Source organism: Streptomyces sp. NPDC101393, assembly GCF_044767385.1.
GTDB lineage: Bacteria > Actinomycetota > Actinomycetes > Streptomycetales > Streptomycetaceae > Streptomyces.
In genome coordinates, this window is record NZ_JBIWNU010000005.1 from 216,899 (window position 1) to 234,449 (window position 17,551).

The 17,551-nt window shown below is 72.8% G+C and carries 14 protein-coding genes; 7 read left to right on the forward strand and 7 right to left on the reverse strand.

Annotation, left to right across the window (positions count from 1 at the left end; all coding sequences use genetic code 11):
- Nucleotides 1-32: 32 nt before the first annotated feature.
- Nucleotides 33-1,637 (reverse strand): trypsin-like peptidase domain-containing protein, encoded by a 1,605-nt coding sequence (locus ACIRQ7_RS17895; RefSeq protein WP_404263429.1) that lies wholly within the window; start codon nt 1,635-1,637, stop codon nt 33-35.
- Between the two features lie 550 nt (nt 1,638-2,187).
- Between ACIRQ7_RS17895 and ACIRQ7_RS17900 the strand changes: the two genes are divergently transcribed.
- From ACIRQ7_RS17900 to ACIRQ7_RS17910, 3 genes are all read left to right on the forward strand, one after another.
- Complete coding sequence (locus ACIRQ7_RS17900) at nt 2,188-3,054, forward strand: glycerophosphodiester phosphodiesterase (protein WP_404263430.1); 867 nt, start codon at nt 2,188-2,190, stop codon at nt 3,052-3,054.
- A gap of 53 nt (nt 3,055-3,107) precedes the next feature.
- Nucleotides 3,108-3,779: an ATP-binding protein gene (locus ACIRQ7_RS17905; RefSeq protein WP_404263432.1), complete on the forward strand. Its 672-nt coding sequence runs from the start codon at nt 3,108-3,110 to the stop codon at nt 3,777-3,779.
- 112 nt (nt 3,780-3,891) lie between these two features.
- A complete protein-coding gene (locus ACIRQ7_RS17910) occupies nt 3,892-4,860 on the forward strand; it encodes a DUF5926 family protein (RefSeq protein WP_404263433.1) in 969 nt (322 codons plus the stop codon).
- A gap of 309 nt (nt 4,861-5,169) precedes the next feature.
- On the opposite strand, the gene ACIRQ7_RS17915 is transcribed toward ACIRQ7_RS17910, so the two are convergent.
- The gene (locus tag ACIRQ7_RS17915) at nt 5,170-5,757 is read right to left on the reverse strand and encodes a hypothetical protein (RefSeq protein ID WP_404263434.1); all 588 of its coding nucleotides are present in this window, start codon (nt 5,755-5,757) and stop codon (nt 5,170-5,172) included.
- 282 nt (nt 5,758-6,039) lie between these two features.
- Nucleotides 6,040-6,750 carry a bifunctional DNA primase/polymerase gene (locus tag ACIRQ7_RS17920; RefSeq protein WP_404263436.1) on the reverse strand — a complete coding sequence of 237 codons (711 nt, stop codon included), beginning with the start codon at nt 6,748-6,750 and terminating at the stop codon, nt 6,040-6,042.
- 453 nt (nt 6,751-7,203) lie between these two features.
- Here ACIRQ7_RS17920 and ACIRQ7_RS17925 point away from each other — a divergent pair, with 453 nt between their 5' ends.
- A complete protein-coding gene (locus ACIRQ7_RS17925) occupies nt 7,204-8,976 on the forward strand; it encodes a PP2C family protein-serine/threonine phosphatase (RefSeq protein WP_404263438.1) in 1,773 nt (590 codons plus the stop codon).
- Between the two features lie 130 nt (nt 8,977-9,106).
- Nucleotides 9,107-10,576, forward strand: a complete 1,470-nt coding sequence (locus ACIRQ7_RS17930; protein WP_404263440.1) for an aminopeptidase P family protein — start codon at nt 9,107-9,109, stop codon at nt 10,574-10,576.
- 39 nt (nt 10,577-10,615) lie between these two features.
- Here the strand turns inward: ACIRQ7_RS17930 and ACIRQ7_RS17935 are convergent, their stop codons facing one another.
- Nucleotides 10,616-11,236, reverse strand: coding sequence for a TetR/AcrR family transcriptional regulator (locus ACIRQ7_RS17935; RefSeq protein WP_404263442.1), 621 nt, complete (start codon nt 11,234-11,236; stop codon nt 10,616-10,618).
- Nucleotides 11,237-11,576: 340 nt separating this feature from the next.
- Nucleotides 11,577-12,350: an IclR family transcriptional regulator gene (locus tag ACIRQ7_RS17940; RefSeq protein WP_404263444.1), complete on the reverse strand. Its 774-nt coding sequence runs from the start codon at nt 12,348-12,350 to the stop codon at nt 11,577-11,579.
- A gap of 130 nt (nt 12,351-12,480) precedes the next feature.
- On the opposite strand from ACIRQ7_RS17940, the gene hutH reads away from it, so the two are divergent.
- Together hutH and ACIRQ7_RS17950 are read left to right on the forward strand one after the other, a co-directional pair.
- Nucleotides 12,481-14,016, forward strand: a complete 1,536-nt coding sequence (gene hutH / locus ACIRQ7_RS17945; RefSeq protein WP_404263445.1) for a histidine ammonia-lyase — start codon at nt 12,481-12,483, stop codon at nt 14,014-14,016.
- A gap of 91 nt (nt 14,017-14,107) precedes the next feature.
- The gene (locus ACIRQ7_RS17950) at nt 14,108-14,680 is read left to right on the forward strand and encodes a HutD family protein (protein WP_404263447.1); all 573 of its coding nucleotides are present in this window, start codon (nt 14,108-14,110) and stop codon (nt 14,678-14,680) included.
- Between the two features lie 166 nt (nt 14,681-14,846).
- Here ACIRQ7_RS17950 and hutG read toward each other — a convergent pair whose 3' ends face one another.
- Both hutG and hutU read right to left on the reverse strand, forming a co-directional pair.
- Nucleotides 14,847-15,845 carry a formimidoylglutamase gene (gene hutG, locus ACIRQ7_RS17955; RefSeq protein ID WP_404263449.1) on the reverse strand — a complete coding sequence of 333 codons (999 nt, stop codon included), beginning with the start codon at nt 15,843-15,845 and terminating at the stop codon, nt 14,847-14,849.
- Nucleotides 15,842-17,518: a urocanate hydratase gene (hutU, locus tag ACIRQ7_RS17960; protein ID WP_404263451.1), complete on the reverse strand. Its 1,677-nt coding sequence runs from the start codon at nt 17,516-17,518 to the stop codon at nt 15,842-15,844. Before hutU ends, hutG begins: the two co-directional genes overlap by 4 nt.
- Nucleotides 17,519-17,551: the final 33 nt, after the last annotated feature.

Sequence of the window (17,551 nt, forward strand, 5' to 3'; positions counted from 1 at the left end):
CGCTGGGCGGTGTCGCGGGGATCAGCCTAGCGTCACTTGTCGCCGGTGCGCTGGCCCAGGGTGACCTCGGTGGTGTGCTCCTTGCCGGCGCGCTTGTACGTGAGGGTGATCCGGTCGCCGGGCTTGTGCTGCCAGATCTCGCTGATCAGGGTGGGGCCGCTGTCGATCACCGTGTTGTCGAGCTTGGTGATGGTGTCGCCCGGCTGCAGGCCCGCCTTGTCGGCCGGGCCGTTGGCGGTGACGGCGTCGGAGCCGTTGTTGCCGGTCTGGGCGATCGTGGCGCCGTCGCCGGTCTGCTTCATGCCGACCTGGACGCCGATCTGGGGGTAGACCGGCTTGCCCGTCTTGATCAGGTCCTGGGCCACGCGCTTGGCCTGGTCGATGGGGATGGCGAAGCCGAGGCCGATGCTGCCGGACTGCTGCGATTCGCCGCCCAGGCCGCCGCCGCTGGCCGACTGGATCGCGGAGTTGATGCCGATGACGTTGCCGCCGGCGTCCATCAGGGGGCCACCGGAGTTACCGGGGTTTATCGACGCGTCCGTCTGGAGGGCGCTCATGTACGAGGCGCTGGTGCCACCGCCGTCGCTGGAGGCCACCGGGCGGTCCTTGGCGCTGATGATGCCGGTGGTGACCGTGCCGGACAGGCCGAACGGCGCGCCGATCGCGATCGTGGCGTCGCCGACCTGGACGTGGGAGGACTTGCCCAGCGGCAGGGGGTTGAGCGGGGCGCCGGAGGCCTTCTTGAGCTTGACGACGGCGACGTCGTAGCCCTGGGCGCGGCCGACGACCTCGGCCTCGTACTTCTTGCCGTTGGAGAACGTCGCGGTGAGCTTGCCGCCGCCTTCAGCGGCGCTGGCGACGACGTGGTTGTTGGTGAGGATGTGGCCTTGCTTGTCGTAGATGAAGCCGGTGCCCGTGCCGCCCTCGCCGGTCGCGCCCTGGGCCTCGATGGTCACGACGCTGGGCAGCGCCTTCTGCGCTATCCCGGAGACGGAGGTGGGCTTGCGGTTCAGTGCCTCGGGGTTGCCGGAGGCGGAGACCGTCGTCGAGCCGTTGTCGTCACGTCCGGCGGCCCAGAAGCCGATACCGCCGCCGACGCCGCCCGCGACCAGCGCCGCGGCCAGGACGGCGGCGACGAGGCCGCCGTTGCGCTTCCTGGGGGCCGGGTGAGTGGGGGCGCCCCACGGGTCGCCGCCTCCGTAGGGCGGCTGCTGGCCCCAGCCGCCGGAACCGGGGCCGGACGGGCCGTGTCCGGACGGGCCGTGGCCGGCCGGACCGTGGCCGGGTGATGCCGAGGACGCCGCGTAGGTCGGCAGCTGCGCGGTGTGGTCGGGGTGGCCGCCCCTGGGGTCGGCGCCCGGTCCGTTCGGAGCGCCGTACGGGCCCGGGGCCTGCCGGCCGCCGGCGTACGGGTCGCCCTGGTGCGAGCCCTGCTGCGGGCCGCCGCCCGGCGGGGCCGCTTCGGTCCTCGGGGCGAAGTCCGGCGGCGGGGGTGCCGCGGGCGGGGCGGCCGGCGTGGGCGGGGCGTCCGGAGTCTGGGCGCCGGAGGCGGACGCGGGCGTGCGCTCCGATGCCTGCGGCCCCGTCGGCGGCTTGGCCTCCGACGGGCCGGTGGCTCCCTCGTTCTCGGTGCTCACAGCTCTCTCCTCAGCTTCACGACTGTGCCGGCCCACGGCCCTGGGCCGTGTCTTGCGGTCATCGGGCTCGTCGGGCAAGGGGGGCCCGGCGGGTCCTTCGGGCTCATCGGCTTCGTACGGCTCCTACGGGCCGTACGAACCCCGTGCGCCTTCCGGGCCTTCCTGGCCGTCCTGGCCTTCCGTTTCCTCTGATTCGTCGGTTTCTCTGGCCTTTTCTGGCCTTCTCTGGCTTTTGGCTTCTGGCTTCCCTGGTACTCGGTTCCGTCGGGGACCAGGGATCCCTGGCGGACCCGGTACCGGGTCCGGGCACCGGAAGGGTTACCGGTACCCAGAACTCCTGTGCCCACTACCCCTGACCCCAGGATTCAGGATCCGGGCGATACGGGCGAGTCTCGGTTCCCCAGCCTTTCCCACAGCGCGTCAGCGCACCGTAAGCCGAGGCTGTGACTGTTCCCTCATCCTTTATGCCGGACAAATCAGGCGCATCCGCTGTGATCCACATCAGGCACCGCGCACACGGCCGCCGAGCGGTGGATGGCACGATAACGCGGTGACCTATGCACGCCCCGCCCAGGACGTCCGTCCGGGTTCTCCCGCCATTTCCGTCGTCGCCCACCGAGGCGCCTCCGAGGACGCCCCGGAGCACACTCTCGCCGCCTACCGGAAGGCGATCGAGGATGGTGCGGACGCCCTGGAGTGCGATGTCCGGCTGACCGCCGACGGCCAACTGGTCTGCGTCCACGACCGGCGGGTGAACCGCACGTCCAACGGGCGCGGTGCCGTCTCCGCGCTGGAACTGGCCGACCTCGCCACCCTCGACTTCGGCTCGTGGAAGGCGGGGGCCGACGACGCCGAGGCCCCCGACCGGCAGCACGAGGACCCCGAGCGGACCTCCGTGCTGACCCTGGAGCGGCTGCTGGAGCTGGTCGCGGACGCCGACCGCCGGGTCGAGCTGGCCATCGAGACCAAACACCCGACGCGCTGGGCCGGACAGGTGGAGGAGCGGCTGGTCGAGCTGCTCGGACGGTTCGGGCACACCAAACCGGCCACCAACGGAGATCGGCCGCCCGCCACCGGCGACGGCGCTCCCGCGGTGCGCGTCATGAGCTTCTCGGCCCGCTCGCTGCACCGCGTACGGGCCGCCGCGCCGGACATCCCGGGCGTCTACCTCATGCAATTCCTCACGCCGCGGCACCGCGACGGCCGGCTGCCCCCCGGGGTCGGCATCGCGGGCCCCGGGATGCGCATCCTGCGGGCGAATCCGGATTACGTCGCCAGGGCGCACCGCGCGGGCCACCGGGTGCACGTCTGGACGGTGAACGAGGCGGCCGACATCGAACTGTGCCGGGACCTTGGCGTGGATGCCGTCATCACGAACCGCCCCAAACAGGTACGAAAGCAACTCGGCCTTGACTAAAGCCCCTCACGGGGTGTGCACCGGCGCATTCGGCCCGTATTCCACGGTGTCGAGTGCGTCACCGCACAGCGCTTGGCCGGTTTCCGGTCCAGTCCATTGGGGAATTCATCCCCTGGCGTGGGGCAAAGGAGGTCTCGGGGGTGGCGTTGGTGGTGGCACAAGAGGTGCCGACGTCGTCGATCATGGCCGTACCTCATGGTCCAGTGGGTGTCGGCATGGCCAGACGGCGCATGCGAGCAGAGCTGTTGGCAAGTGGAGTTCAGGACACAGTCGTCGATGACGCGGTCCTCATCCTTTCGGAACTGTTGAGCAATTCGTGTAGGCATGCGCGTCCGATATACGAAAACGGATCACCGGATTCCGTACACGAGGCCGCGCGGGGCATCCCGTCGGCTTCCGTTCGCGCGTCCTGGCGGATCGACGCGCAGGGCAGGCTGACCGTCGCGGTCACGGACGGTGGCGGCCCGACCCGGCCACTTCCGGCCACTCCGTCCGTCACGGCGCGCGGTGGCCGCGGGCTGGCGATCATCCGCTCGCTCGCCAAGGACTGGGGCGTCCGCGACACGCTCGCGGGCGAGGTGACGGTCTGGGCCGTCCTCCCCCTCCAGGACGCTTTCGCCCCCCGAGGGGACCTGGCCGCCGGGCTACCACCTTCGCCGGTGCGAGGGATCGATTCCGGCCTGCCGCCGGAATTGGCGTTCGCGGACTTCGACGACCTCCCCTAGCCGGTCGGCCCCGGCACGGCGGCCAGGTGCGGCCGGACGCGCCCTCGTACTCGTCTAGGCTCGCGCCGAAACGCGTCCGCACGCCCCGGATCGACCAGGAGACACCGCCGCCATGGCCAAGAAGCGCCGCCCCCAGACCCAGGCCGCAGCACCGCAGATGAAGGACGGCGAGGTGCCGGTCGTCGGCGCCCGCGAGCCCTGCCCGTGCGGTTCCGGCCGCCGTTACAAGGCCTGTCACGGCCGGAGCGCGGCGCACGCCGCCACCGAGCTGGTGCAGCGCCCCTTCGAGGGCCTGGCCGGCGAATGCGACTGGGTGGCGCTGCGTGAGCTGGTGCCGGCCGCCACGGTCGAGCTGACGCTCAAGGGCGGGCTGCCCGAGGGCGTGCCGTCCGTGACGCTCGCGACCGTCCTGCCGATGGCCTGGCCCGCCCTGCGCCGCGACAACGGCGCGGTCCTGATCGGCCTGCAGAACGACACCGCCTCCGGCGACATCAGCCGCGACCTCGCCGACACCCTGCAGCGTGCGCTGACCGCCGAGCCGGGCAATCCGGTCGCGGCCGGCCGGACCGCCGCCGACGGGCCGCGGCTGCAGGATCTGCTCGACCCGGACGCCACTTTCGCGCCGGACGTGCACAGCGGCTTCGAGTTCTGGGTGGAGAACGCCGAGAACGCCACCGGCGAGGTCGCCGCCTCCCTGGAGCGGGCCAACGCCGCGGCGATCCCGGCCGCCCGGATCCCTGGCCTGGAAGGCGCCTACTGGTGCGAGGCCCCGGGGAAGAACCACCTGCGCTGGGTCACCTCGTATCCGGAGGAGCAGCTGCTCGACGCGCTGGCCAGGCTGCACGCGGCGGGCACCTCCTCGCTCGGCGACGGCACCCGCCTCGTCGGGTCGTTCCGGGCGCACGGCCTGGTCGTTCCCGTCTGGGACCTGCCCTCCTCGATGGGGGCCGACGAGGTCGCGGAGCCGGCGGCGGCGTTCGCCGAGCGGCTCACGAAGGCCCTCGCCTCGGACGCGCCGCTGACTCCCGAGGAGCGCCGGGCGCGCGGTGGACTCACCAACCGTCAGGTCACGTTGAGCTGACAGTGACGACCTGGACGCCTCATGCGTGACTCCTGTCACAACTCCCTCTACCTGCCGGTAAATAGGCGTCCGGAATTCCACGATCGAATTTGCTAACAGCCGATCTCTTGTTACGGTTCTTGGAGCCCGGTCGCTGGTGCATCCCCCGTCGCCAGCGACCGGGCGCTTCCATGTCCGGCGCCGGACGCGTCGTCCCGGCCGGACCGGGTCAGGACCGCTCCCGCCTCCGCGCTCCGGCCGCACCGCTCCCGCCCGCCGGCGTACGCCGCATCCGCGCAACGCCCGCCATTGGTCCGAACGACCGGCGCCCTACGCCGAGTTGCCGCCGGAGCGCAGCAGCAGCCGCTCCCCCACCACGTCGGAGACCTCCGCCACCGCGCCGTAGGGCACCCCGTCCAGGTGCGCCGTCGGCCCCGCGGGCGTCTCGCACACGCCCGGCGCGTCCGCCGCCGGCAGCGCGCAGTGCGCCTGGACGGTCGTGCCGTCGGGCCGCAGCAGCGTCAGGACGGCACGCAGCGGGTTACCCGTCGGGTTGCGGTAGTACGTACGCGCCCAGGTACGGCCCTGTTCGGCGAGTACGCAGGTCTGCGCCTCGATCCTTTGCGGAGAGGCGAGTTCGGGGCCGCAGCGGGCGGTACGGCCCTCGGCGGAGAGCAGCGGGAGGCCGAGATCGACCAGCGGCGCCGGGTGGCGGGCGTCGGCACCGGAAGCGGCGCCGGGCTTGCCGTCCGCCGTGGCGGGGCCCGACGACCCGGCCTTCCCTGTCGGCCGCTTACCGGGCATCGGGGTGTGCGCCGTGTCGGCCGGGCCTGCCGTGGCGGCGGCCAGGGGGACGGCGATGGCGAGCGCGGCCGTGCCGGCGAGCGCGATCAGGCGGAGCTTCGGCGCACGCTGCATGGGACCCACTCGCGATCGAGATGCGCCATCGGGCTTCGAACTGCCGACGACGGCTTGACGGTGGGCCGAACCTACCGCCCCGAGGAGGGTCTCCCCCGCGCAAGGACACCCGTTTCCCGTAGTGGTCGGGGCCGCTCGCACCCGTACGGGTGAACCGCCCGCGCGTTCTTTCCGGCGGGCGGCACACGGGGCCGGCGAGCACCGGCGGCGACGGGCTGCGCCGCTGCCTCAATACGGGTGCGGCGGTGGGGGATTGAGCGGCGGGAGCCGGGGCGCGCGGGGTCAGTACGCGAGCCGGCTGCCGCCGTCCGGGGTGCTGGTGCTGGCGGTGACCAGCGCGTCGACGATCGTGGACACCTGGGGCAGCCAGGGGGCCGCCGGCGTCGCGGCCGGGGGGCGCTCCCAGCGCACCTTGCCGGCGCCGATCTGCGACGGCGGGAGCACGACATAGCCGCCCTCGCCGTGGAACCGCAGCGAACTGGGCACCCAGTCCCGGGAGTGCAGCAGCTCGCCCAACTCCGCGAGGTCGTAAGGCGCCACGAGGAGTGACCAGCGGGTGGGGGTGGCGACGACGGGGCCCAGGCGGACGCCGAAGTGGTCGAGGGCCGCCAGGGCCCGCGCGCCGGCGACGGCCGGGAGGCTGATCGCGCAGGGCGCGCTGCCGCCGGTGGCCAGTACGATCGGGGCGTCCGGGCGGTTGGCCCACCACCAACGCACCATCCGGGCATCGGTCGTGGCCGCCAGCAGGCCGGGGTCGAAGGGGTGCGCACCGGGCACCACACACTCGGGGTCGGGGCAGCTGCACCGGCGGGCGGTCCGCTCGCCGAGGCCGAGCCGGCCGGTGCCGGACGGCCGCCCGGCGGAGCCGGTCCCCACGCCCGGGAGTACGGGCCACTGCCACTCGGTGGCGCAGTGGAGCGCCGCACCGAGCAGCGCCGACCTTCCGCCGCGCCGGAACAGGAGCTTGCGTCGCCTTCCGAGGATCTCGCGCATGAGCGCTCGTTCCTTTCCGTTAACGCCGAGGGCTATGTCCATCGCACTACATGCCGGTTCATGCCGCGATGTGGCGAATCATGCGACCTGGTCATGCAGCCTGGAGCCGATCACGCCACGTGGATCATTGGTCACCGCGTGTACAAGGCAGCGCATCACGCCGTACGCCGAGCGTGGAACGTGGCGGAGGGTGGCGCGCGCCTGGCGCTTGCGGTTCCGTAGTGCAATCCCGCCACATGGGAGTGCGTCGCGGTCGTCGCTGTATAGGACGCCCGCGCCCGCCGGAGAGTTCCGGTGCGGCCCCAACTGGCCCCGCACCTATCCGAGTACGTACCCGCCACTGTGGAGATGACGCGCTGTCGATCGCCGTCAGTCGACCGCAAATTAACCCTCGGGGGGAAATTTTCAGGCCAATCTACAGACCTCGTTGACACCACAAACCCCATGGGGACAATGCTGGACATCACGTCGTGGGTGCGTGTACATGTGGAGGCATTAATAGCGGAGCAGCATGACATGGGGGTTTGCGATGCTATTGAGGAAATTGAGCGGCCGCCCTTACCGCACAACATCACTCAACAAAATGCCGAACTCCCTACCAGAACCCGGCCTGACCTGGGGAAATGTCAGATCCGACGGAAGCCGTCGGTCATGACCGCCCCTCGCGTGCCGAATGTGGCTGGAATCGAACCCACCCTTCCCGCCCCCGCGCACACTGCCGACCCACCCGCGGCGAACGGCTGCGCGGACGGCCCGGCGGACCCCCAGCCCGGCGCGGCCACCGAAGCGCCGCCCGGCAGCGGAAGGGAATCCGCCCGCGGCGCCGCGCCCGAGATGTCGCCCGTCGATCAGCTCGTCGCCGTCCAGGACCGGCTGGCAGGCTGGATCTCCGATCTGAGCACGCTGCACGACCTGACCGAACAACTGGCCCGCACCAGAACCCTGGAGGACGCCCTCCAGGAGATGCTGCGGGCCGGCGCGTCCCTGGTGGGCGCGCAGCGCGGGCTGGTCGTGCTCGCACCGTCCGACGGCCTCGGACCGGAGACCACCATCGGCCTCGGCCTGGGCCAGGCCGATATCGGCCACATCGAGACCATCCCCCGCCGCGCCCTGTCGTACGCGCGGATACTGGACGGCCTCCCCGAGCCGGGCGCCGCGGACGACGCCTCCACCGGGACACCCGACGCCCGTACGGAGATCGCCGAACCGGACATCCCCGGCGAGAAGGACCTCGATCCCCGGCTGCGCGAGGTCGCCGCCCGCCTCGGCTACGCCGCCAGCTACGCCGTCCCGCTGGCCGCCGACCCCATCGGACGGATCGGCGCCGCCGTCTGGCTCTACGACGAGCCCGCCGAACCCGGCGAACGGCAGCGCCACCTCGTCGGTCTCTACCGGGCGCACGCCTGTGAGCACCTCGCCCGGCTCCTCGAACTCCACCGCAGCACCCGGGCCGCCGCCACGCTCCGCGAGGAGCTGCTGCCCGGCCGGCTGCCGCGGGTCCCCGGCGTACGCCTCGCGGTGCGGCACAGCACCGGGCCGCGCGGCGGCGGGGACTGGTTCGACGCGCTGCCGCTGCCGGACGGCGCGCTGGGCCTGGCCGTCGGGTCCGTCACCGGCTCGGGGCCGAGCGCGGTGGCCGCCATGGGGCGGCTGCGGGCCTCGCTGCGCGCGTACGCCGTCATGGAGGGCGAGGACCCCGTCGCGGTGCTCTCCGATCTCGAACTGCTGCTGCGGCTGACCGAACCGGCCCGCAGCGCGACCGCGCTCTTCGCCTTCACCGAGCCGCCGCCGGGTGCCCCCGGCGGACCGCCGGCGCCCGCGATGCCGGCCGGGATCACCGATCCGTTCCCGCGCAAGCTGGTGCTCGCCGGGGCCGGTCACTGCCCGCCGCTGATCGTCGGTGACCTGCGCACCGAGTTCGTGGAGACCTCACTCTCGGCGCCGCTGGGCATGCTGGCCTGCTGGGAAGCGCCCAGCGTGGAGATCTCGCCGGCCCGCGGCGAGACCCTGCTGCTCTACAGCGACGGGCTGCTGCACCGCACCGGTGAGGCGATGGACCGCGCGTTCGCCCGGCTGCACGCCGCGGCGGCCGGCATCCCCCGGGCCGACCGGCACGACCCGGAGGCCGTCGTCGACCACATCGTGCGCACGATGCTGCCGCAGGGCCTGGACGATCCCGCCTCCGAGGAGGACGTGGTGCTGCTCGCGGCCCACTTCGACGAGTAGCACGGGGCCGGTGGCGCGGGGCGGGCGACCGCGTCCGCACCCGGTGCTCCACAGGTCACAGCTGCCCGCCCTGGACCGTCTTCCCTCCGCACATACGATGGAAGGCGGTTCACTCTTAAAAGGAGGCATTGTGACCGACGAGCTCACGCCGGAGACCCCGGATGCGGACGAGCAGCCGATCAAGCAGCGCAAGAACGGCCTTTACCCGGGAGTGTCGGACGAGCTCGCGGCGAGCATGAAGAGCGGCTGGGCCGACACCGAGCTGCGCGACCTCCAGCCGATCGAGCAGGCCCCGAACGCCGCCCGCCGCCGCGCGGCGCTGTCCCGGCGCTTCCCCGGCGAGCGGCTGGTGATCCCCGCGGGCAATCTCAAGACCCGCTCCAACGACACCGAGTACGACTTCCGCGCCTCGACGGAGTACGTCTACCTCACCGGCGACCAGACCGACGACAGCGTGCTCGTCCTGGAGCCGCGCGCGGACGGCGCCGAGGGCCACGACGCGACGGTCCACCGGCTGCCCCGCTCCGACCGGGAGAACGGTGAGTTCTGGCTCAACGGCATGGGCGAGCTGTGGGTCGGCCGCCGCAACAGCCTCGCCGAGTCCGCGAAGCTGCTCGGGGTTCCCTGCAAGGACGTGCGCGAGCTGGCCGGCGCGCTGACCGACGCCACCGGACCGGTCCGGGTCGTGCGCGGTCATGACGCCGGGATCGAGGCCGCGCTGACCGACAAGGTCACCGCCGAGACCGACGAAGAGCTGCGGGTCTACCTCTCCGAAGCCCGGGTGATCAAGGACGAGTTCGAGATCGGCGAGCTCCAGAAGGCCGTCGACTCCACGGTCCGCGGCTTCGAGGACGTCGTGAAGGTCCTCGACAAGGCCGAGGCGACGTCCGAGCGCTACATCGAGGGCACGTTCTTCCTGCGCGCCCGCGTCGAGGGCAACGACGTCGGCTACGGCTCCATCTGCGCCGCCGGCCCGCACGCCACCACCCTCCACTGGGTCCGCAACAACGGCGCGGTCCGCTCCGGCGATCTGCTGCTGCTGGACGCCGGCGTCGAGACGAACAGCCTCTACACCGCCGACGTCACCCGCACCCTGCCGATCAACGGCCGCTACACCGACCTCCAGCGCAGGATCTACGACGCGGTGTACGAGGCCCAGGAAGCCGGTATCGCCGCGGTGAAGCCCGGCGCGAACTTCCGCGACTTCCACGACGCCTCGCAGCGGGTGCTCGCCGAGAAGCTCGTCGAGTGGGGCCTGGTCGAGGGACCGGTGGAGCGGGTGCTGGAGCTGGCGCTGCAGCGCCGCTGGACCCTGCACGGCACCGGCCACATGCTCGGCCTGGACGTCCACGACTGCGCCGCGGCCCGCACCGAGGCGTACGTCAACGGCACCCTGGAGCCCGGCATGGTGCTCACCGTCGAGCCCGGCCTGTACTTCCAGGCGGACGACCTGACGGTGCCCGAGGAGTACCGCGGTATCGGCGTCCGCATCGAGGACGACATCCTCGTCACCGCGGACGGCAACCGGAACCTCTCCGCCGCCCTCCCGCGCACGTCCTCCGACGTCGAGAACTGGATGTCCGGACTGCTCGGCAAGTAGCCGCGAGGTGTGTGTGACGACGGCCGGTGACCCGCGGGGTCACCGGCCGTCGGCATGCGCGTACGCGCCCGCGCGGGCCGCGGCCCAGACCGCGGTGGCCGCCGATTCGGCCAGCGCCGGGTCGACGGGCCGGCGGGCGATCAGGATCCGGTAGTAGAAGGGCGCCCCGAGGGCCGCCATGACCGCCTCCGGGTCCGTTTCGGCGGGCAGTTCGCCGCGCTCCACGGCGCGCCGCACCAGGTCGGCGGCGAGCTTCAGCCGGTCGTCGAAGACGTCCCGCAGCACGGTGGCGGCCTGCGGATCACGCGCCGCGGCGGAGACGACGGCCGCGATCAGGCTGCGCATCCGCTCGTCCGCGTACAGACCGGCGACCGAGCGGGCCAGCACGCGCAGGTCGCCGGGCAGGGTGCCGGTGTCGGGCAGCGGGACACCGGCGCTCAGGTCGGCCAGCAGCTCGCAGACCAGACCCTCGACGCAGCGCCAGCGGCGGTAGAGCGTCGCGAGGTGGACTCCGGAGCGCTGGGCGATCCCTTCCATGCTGAGCGCGGCGAACCCGCCCTGGCCCAACTCCTCGAAGACGGCGTCCAGTACGGCCTGCCGGGTCCTGGCTGTACGTCCGCCCGGGCGGCTGCCACCGGGGGATTGCTGCGCTGTCGTCACGGGAGCTCCGGATTGCAGTGCGGGTTCACGCCAAGTATTGTCCAGGACAGATTAACGCGAGCAACTTCGCGTTAATCCTGGTTCGCGCTGGTCTTGCAGGTACAGGGGACGCCGCGGGGGAGGTCCTCTCCCTGCGAGACCGCGCTGCCCGCCCTCTGAGGGGGTGTGATTCGGCCATCGTCTGGAACGCCGACGACCGGCCCGGATCGACCGCCCCGCACCTCCGGCCGGGCTCCCACCCGCCGATCACCGTGCGCCGCGCGGAGCGGCCGACCGCGCCTCCTGACCACTGCCCGCCGTGCGTACCGCGCACCGGCCCTCGCCCTGCGCCCCGCCGGCGTCAGCGCTGCGCGCCGGAGAAACCTCCGACCCGGCGCGTCAACTCCCTTGCGGTCTGCGTGACATGGCCCGCGATCCGGTCGCGTTCGGCGGCGTCCGCCGTGCTTCCGGGGAAGGTCACCGAAACGCCCGCGATCGGGTGCGCGAGATGGTCGAGCACGGGTGCGGCGACGGAGGACAGGCCGCCGGTGATCTCCCCCTCCTCGGTCGCGTAGCCGCGCCGCCGCACCTCCGTCAGCAGCGGCCGCAGCGCGCTGAGCGAGGTGGGCCCCGCGTCGTTGCGCAGGACGAAGGCGGAGCGGTCCGGGAACAGCGCACGGACCTGGGCGGCCGGCAGGTGCGCCAGCAACGCCCTGCCGCTGGCGGTGAGTTGGGCGGGCAGCCGGACGCCGACCTCGCTGACCAGCGGGGCCCGGCCGGGGGCCCGTTCCTCGATGACGTAGATGACTTCCCGGCCGTGCAGCACGGCGAGGTTGGCGTTGTGGCCCGTACGGTCCACCAGCGTGGCCAGCGGGACCCGGGCCAGCCGCTGGAAGGGGGCCTGGCGCTCGTAGCCGGAGGCCAGCTCGAAGGCGCTGACACCGAGGCCGTAGCGCCGCTCCTCCGGGAGGTGGACCACGAAGCCGTCCGAGGCGAGGGTGTCGAGCAGGTGGTAGGTGGTCGAGCGGGGCAGCCCCACATCGCGGGCGATGGCCGCCGCCGGCACCGGCGCCGCCTGCTTGGCCAGATAGCGCAGGACGGCCAGGACCTGGGCGGCGGCCGGGACGATGGTCATGCGGTGAGGGTAATCCGGCGGCGGGCGGGATCGGATCACCCCGGCCCGGCCTCGTGATCGTCTGGGATTCCAGACACTCAGCTGCCGATGCCTCTCGCGGTGCGGCCCCGACCTGGGGCTTCATGGGGTTATGACTGTTGTTGTTGGTGTCGGTCCGCTCTCCGCCGACGAAGTTGTGTCCGTTGCCCGTCTCGACGCCCCGGTCGCGCTCGCGCCCGAGGCCCTCAAGGAGATCGCCCGCAGCCGCGAGGTGATCCAGGGCCTCGCCGACGACGTGGAGCCGCATTACGGCGTTTCCACCGGTTTCGGCGCACTTGCCACCCGGCACATTCCGGCCGAGCTGCGCACCCAGCTGCAGCGCAGCCTGGTGCGCTCGCACGCCGCGGGGTCGGGCCCGGAGGTCGAGCGCGAGGTCATCCGCGCGCTGATGCTGCTGCGCCTGTCGACGCTCGCCACCGGCCGCACCGGAGTGCGTACCGAGACCGCGGAGGCCTACGCCGCGCTGCTCAACGCCGGGATCACCCCGGTCGTCCGCGAGTACGGCTCGCTGGGCTGTTCCGGTGACCTCGCGCCGCTCGCGCACTGCGCGCTCGCCGTGATGGGCGAGGGAGAGGTCCGGGACGCGGGCGGTGTGCTCAAGCCCGCCGCCGAGGCGCTGGCCGCCGCCGGCATCACGCCCGTCGTCCTCCAGGAGAAGGAGGGCCTCGCCCTCATCAACGGCACCGACGGCATGCTCGGCATGCTGCTGCTCGCCGCCCACGACCTGCGCCGGCTGCTGCGCACCGCCGACATCGCCGCGGCGATGAGCGTCGAGGGCCAGCTCGGCACGGACGCCGTCTTCGCCGCCGACCTCCAGGCGCTGCGCCCGCACCCGGGGCAGGCCGACAGCGCCGCCAACCTGCGCGCGCTGCTCTCCGACTCGGGCGTCATCGCCAGCCACCGCGGCCCGGAGTGCACCCGGGTCCAGGACGCGTACTCGCTGCGCTGCTCGCCGCAGGTGCACGGCGCGGTACGGGACACCCTGGCGCATGCCGAACTGGTCGCCTCGCGCGAGCTGGCGAGCGCCGTCGACAACCCCGTCGTCACGCTCGACGGGCGGGTGGAGAGCAACGGCAACTTCCACGGCGCGCCGGTCGCCTGCGTGCTGGACTTCCTGGCGATCTCCGTCGCCGACCTCGCCTCGGTCGCCGAACGCCGCACCGACCGGTTCCTCGACCCGGCCCGCAACCACGGTCTGAACGCCTTCCTGGCGGACGACCCGGGCGTGGACTCCGGCCACATGATCGCCCAGTACACGCAGGCCGCGATCGTCTCCGAGCTGAAGCGGCTGGCCGCCCCCGCCTCCGTCGACTCCATCCCCTCCAGCGCCATGCAGGAGGACCACGTCTCGATGGGCTGGTCCGCGGCCCGCAAGCTGCGCCGCGCGCTCGACGGCCTCGGCCGGGTCCTCGCCGTGGAGCTCTACACCGGCGCCCGCGCCCTGGACATGCGCGCCCCGCTGACCCCGTCCCCCGCCACCGCCGCGGTGCGCGACGGGCTGCGCGAGACGGTGCCCGGCCCCGGCCCGGACCGCTTCCTCGCCCCGGAGATCGAGGCCGCCGTGCAGTACGTGGTCTCCGGCCGCGCGGTCGACGCCGCCGAGTCGGTCACCGGCCCGCTGGTCTGATCCGCGTCCGCCCGCCCGGCCCGGCAGGAGTAGCGATACTCCTGCCGGGCCGCCGGGCGTTTTCGTCCACGCATCTGTGAGGAGAGAGCCAGTGGCGACAGAGGTATTGCGGGCGGCGCGGCGGCAGGCCGCGCCGTGGAAGAACGGGGGCGGCGTCACGTCCGAGGTCGCCGCGGAGCCGGCGGGGGCCGGGCCGGGGGACTTCGACTGGCGGGTGAGTGTCGCGGAGGTGGCGGACAGCGGGCCGTTCTCCGCGTTCGACGGCGTGGACCGGATCATCACCCTCGTCGACGGGGACGGCATGGTCCTGACGGTCGACGGGGTCGCGCACACGGTCACCGACCCGTATGTGCCCTTCGCGTTCCCCGGCGGGGCGCGCACCGAATGTGCGCTGGTCGGCGGGCCGATCACCGATTTCAATGTGATGGTGCGCGGTGGCGCCGTGGCCGCGCGCGTACGGATCGCGCGCGAGCGGGTCGAGGTGGCGTCAAAGCCGGGGGTGCGGGTACTGGTGGTCGCCCTCGCCGGGTCGGCCGTGCTGTCCCGGTCGGGCGTCGAACTGGGCCGCCTGGACGCCGTGTTGCTGTCCGGCGGAGACGGTGAGGCGGTGGAGGTGGGCATCGACGGGGTGCTGGCCGTGGTCACGCTCACCGAACTGGCCTGAGGCCTGACGGGCGGGACGATTCTTCCGAACGGCGTCCGAAGGGAGTCCGTTCGGAGTCCGTTCGGAGTCCGTTCGGAGTCCGAAACGGAGTCCGTTCGGAGTCCGTTCGGAGGGGGCCGGTCGGTTCGCGGACCGACCGGCCCCCTCCGGGACGTGCGACGCGCGGTTACGCCCGGCGGGCCGCCGCCGTCCGGCCCGTGACGATCCGGTGGATCAGCCGGGCGCCGGCCCGCGCGGTGCGCTGGTCGACGTCGAGGTCCGGATTCAGCTCGGCGACATCGCAGACCGCGAGCCGGCCACTGGCCGCCACGGCGGCGCAGACGTGCTCGACGATGTCCATCTGCACCCCGTAGGCAGCGGGGGCGCTGACGCCCGGCGCGGCGCCGGCGGGCAGCACATCGAGGTCGATGCTGAGGTGGACCAGGTCGCAGCTCGCGAGGAAGTCGGCCACGAAGGCGTCGACGGCCGCCAGGTTGAGCACCCCGCAGGCGGTGTCCGGCAGGTAGCGCACCCCCAGCCGGTCGGCGGTCCGGAAGAGCCGTTCGGCGTTGCTCGGCTGACTGACCCCGAACACCCAGTAGTTGAGGCTCCGGCCGGCGCGCTGCTCGTCGTGGGCCATCTGCAGGAACGGGGTGCCGGAGCTGGGCCGGACGTCGTCGCGCAGATCGAAGTGCGCGTCGAGGTTGAGCACCCCGACCCGGGCGCCGTCGCGCACCGCGCGGCTCGCCGCCAGTCCCTGGTAGCTGCCGTACGCGACCTCGTGGCCGCCGCCCAGCACCATCACCGGGCCGCCCCGGTCGACGAGCGGGGTGATCACCCGGCCCAGGCGGCGCTGCCCGGCTTCGAGGTCGCCGCCGGCCACCTCGACGTCGCCGAGGTCGACCGCCCGGGACGGCGCGGGCAGCGCCATCGAGGACAGCGCCCGGCGCAGCGCGCCCGGCCCGTCGGCGGCGCCCTGGCGCCCCTTGTTGCGCCGTACGCCCTCGTCGCTGCGGAAGCCGACGAACGCCACATCGCCCGGCTCGGCGTGCTCCGCGCCGAGGCTCACCGTGTGGTGCCAGCGCAGATTGTCGGCGCCGGGGCCGTCGTCCCGGCCGGTCCACGGCTCGGGTGCCGCATCCGCGACGGTGACGGGGGGAGCCGGGGTCGGTGCGACAGTGCTCACTTGGCCTCGTCCTCGGTCATCGGGACGCGCACCCCGCGCTGCTTGGCGACGTCGGCGGCGTGCTCGTAGCCGGCGTCGACGTGCCGGATGACGCCCATCGCGGGGTCGTTGGTCAGCACCCGGGAGAGCTTGCGGGCGGCGAGCTCGCTGCCGTCCGCGATGCAGACCTGGCCGGCGTGGATGGAGCGGCCCATGCCGACGCCGCCGCCGTGGTGGATGGAGACCCAGGAGGCACCCGAGGAGGTGTTCACCAGGGCGTTGAGCAGCGGCCAGTCGGCGATGGCGTCGGAGCCGTCGAGCATCGACTCGGTCTCGCGGTAGGGCGAGGCGACGGAGCCGGAGTCGAGGTGGTCGCGGCCGATGGCGACCGGTGCGGACAGTTCGCCGGAGGCGACCATCTCGTTGAAGCGCAGTCCGGCGCGGTGCCGCTCGCCGTAGCCCAGCCAGCAGATACGGGCCGGCAGGCCCTCGAACTCGACCCGCTCGCCCGCCATTTTGATCCAGCGGTGCAGATGCGCGTTGTCGGGGAAGAGCTCCATGATGGCCTTGTCGGTGGCCTCGATGTCCTTGGGGTCGCCGGACAGCGCGGCCCAGCGGAAGGGGCCCAGGCCCTCCTCGAACAGCGGGCGGATGTGCGCCGGGACGAAGCCGGGGAAGTCGAAGGCCCGCTGGTAGCCGGCCTTGCGCGCCTCGTCGCGGATCGAGTTGCCGTAGTCGAAGACCTCGGCGCCCGCGTCGAGGAAGCCGACCATCGCCTCGACGTGCCGCGCCATGGACGCGCGGGCGCGGACGGTGAAGTCCTCCGGGTCCTTACGGGCCTGCTCGTGCCACTCATCGAGGCTCACGCCGACGGGCAGGTAGGCCAGCGGGTCGTGCGCCGAGGTCTGGTCGGTGACGATGTCGATGGGCGCGCCCGCGGCCAGCAGCTGCGGGAAGATCTCGGCGGCGTTGCCGGCGAGCCCGATGGACAGCGGCCGGCGGGCGTCACGGGCCTCGACGGCGAGCCGCAGCGCGTGGTCCAGGTCGTCGGCGGCGATGTCGAGGTAACGGCGGGCGATGCGGCGCTGGATCCGGCTCGGGTCGACGTCGACGCAGATCGCGACGCCGTCGTTCATGGTGACGGCGAGCGGCTGGGCGCCGCCCATTCCGCCGAGGCCCGCGGTGAGGGTGATGGTGCCGGCGAGCGTGCCGTCGAACTTCTTGCGCGCCACGGCGCCGAACGTCTCGTACGTGCCCTGGAGGATGCCCTGGCTGCCGATGTAGATCCACGAACCGGCGGTCATCTGCCCGTACATGGTCAGGCCCTGGGCCTCCAGCGAACGGAACTGCTCCCAATTCGCCCAGTCGCCCACCAGGTTGGAGTTGGCGAGCAGCACCCGCGGCGCCCACTCGTGGGTGCGCATCACGCCGACCGGCTTGCCGGACTGCACCAGCAGCGTCTCGTCGTTCTCCAGCGTCTTGAGGGTGCGGACGATGGCGTCGTACGCGGGCCAGTTGCGGGCGGCCTTGCCGGTACCGCCGTAGACCACCAGGTCCTCCGGGTGCTCGGCCACCTCGGGGTCGAGGTTGTTCATGAGCATCCGCAGCGCGCCCTCCTGCTGCCAGCCGAGGCAGTTCAGTTCGGCGCCGCGGGGGGCACGGATACGCGGGGCGTCCGGGGAAGGGCTGGTCATGCTGGACTCCTGGTGGATCGGTGGAGCGGTGGT

Excerpts from the sequence above, each read along its gene's own strand:
- ACIRQ7_RS17940 (WP_404263444.1), bottom strand. The coding sequence starts at position 12,350 with ATGACCATCGTCCCGGCCGCCGCCCAGGTCCTGGCCGTCCTGCGCTAT.
- ACIRQ7_RS17915 (WP_404263434.1), bottom strand. The coding sequence starts at position 5,757 with ATGCAGCGTGCGCCGAAGCTCCGCCTGATCGCGCTCGCCGGCACGGCC.
- hutU (WP_404263451.1), bottom strand. The coding sequence starts at position 17,518 with ATGACCAGCCCTTCCCCGGACGCCCCGCGTATCCGTGCCCCCCGCGGC.
- ACIRQ7_RS17910 (WP_404263433.1), top strand. The coding sequence starts at position 3,892 with ATGGCCAAGAAGCGCCGCCCCCAGACCCAGGCCGCAGCACCGCAGATG.
- hutH (WP_404263445.1), top strand. The coding sequence starts at position 12,481 with ATGACTGTTGTTGTTGGTGTCGGTCCGCTCTCCGCCGACGAAGTTGTG.
- ACIRQ7_RS17920 (WP_404263436.1), bottom strand. The coding sequence starts at position 6,750 with ATGCGCGAGATCCTCGGAAGGCGACGCAAGCTCCTGTTCCGGCGCGGC.
- ACIRQ7_RS17925 (WP_404263438.1), top strand. The coding sequence starts at position 7,204 with ATGCTGGACATCACGTCGTGGGTGCGTGTACATGTGGAGGCATTAATA.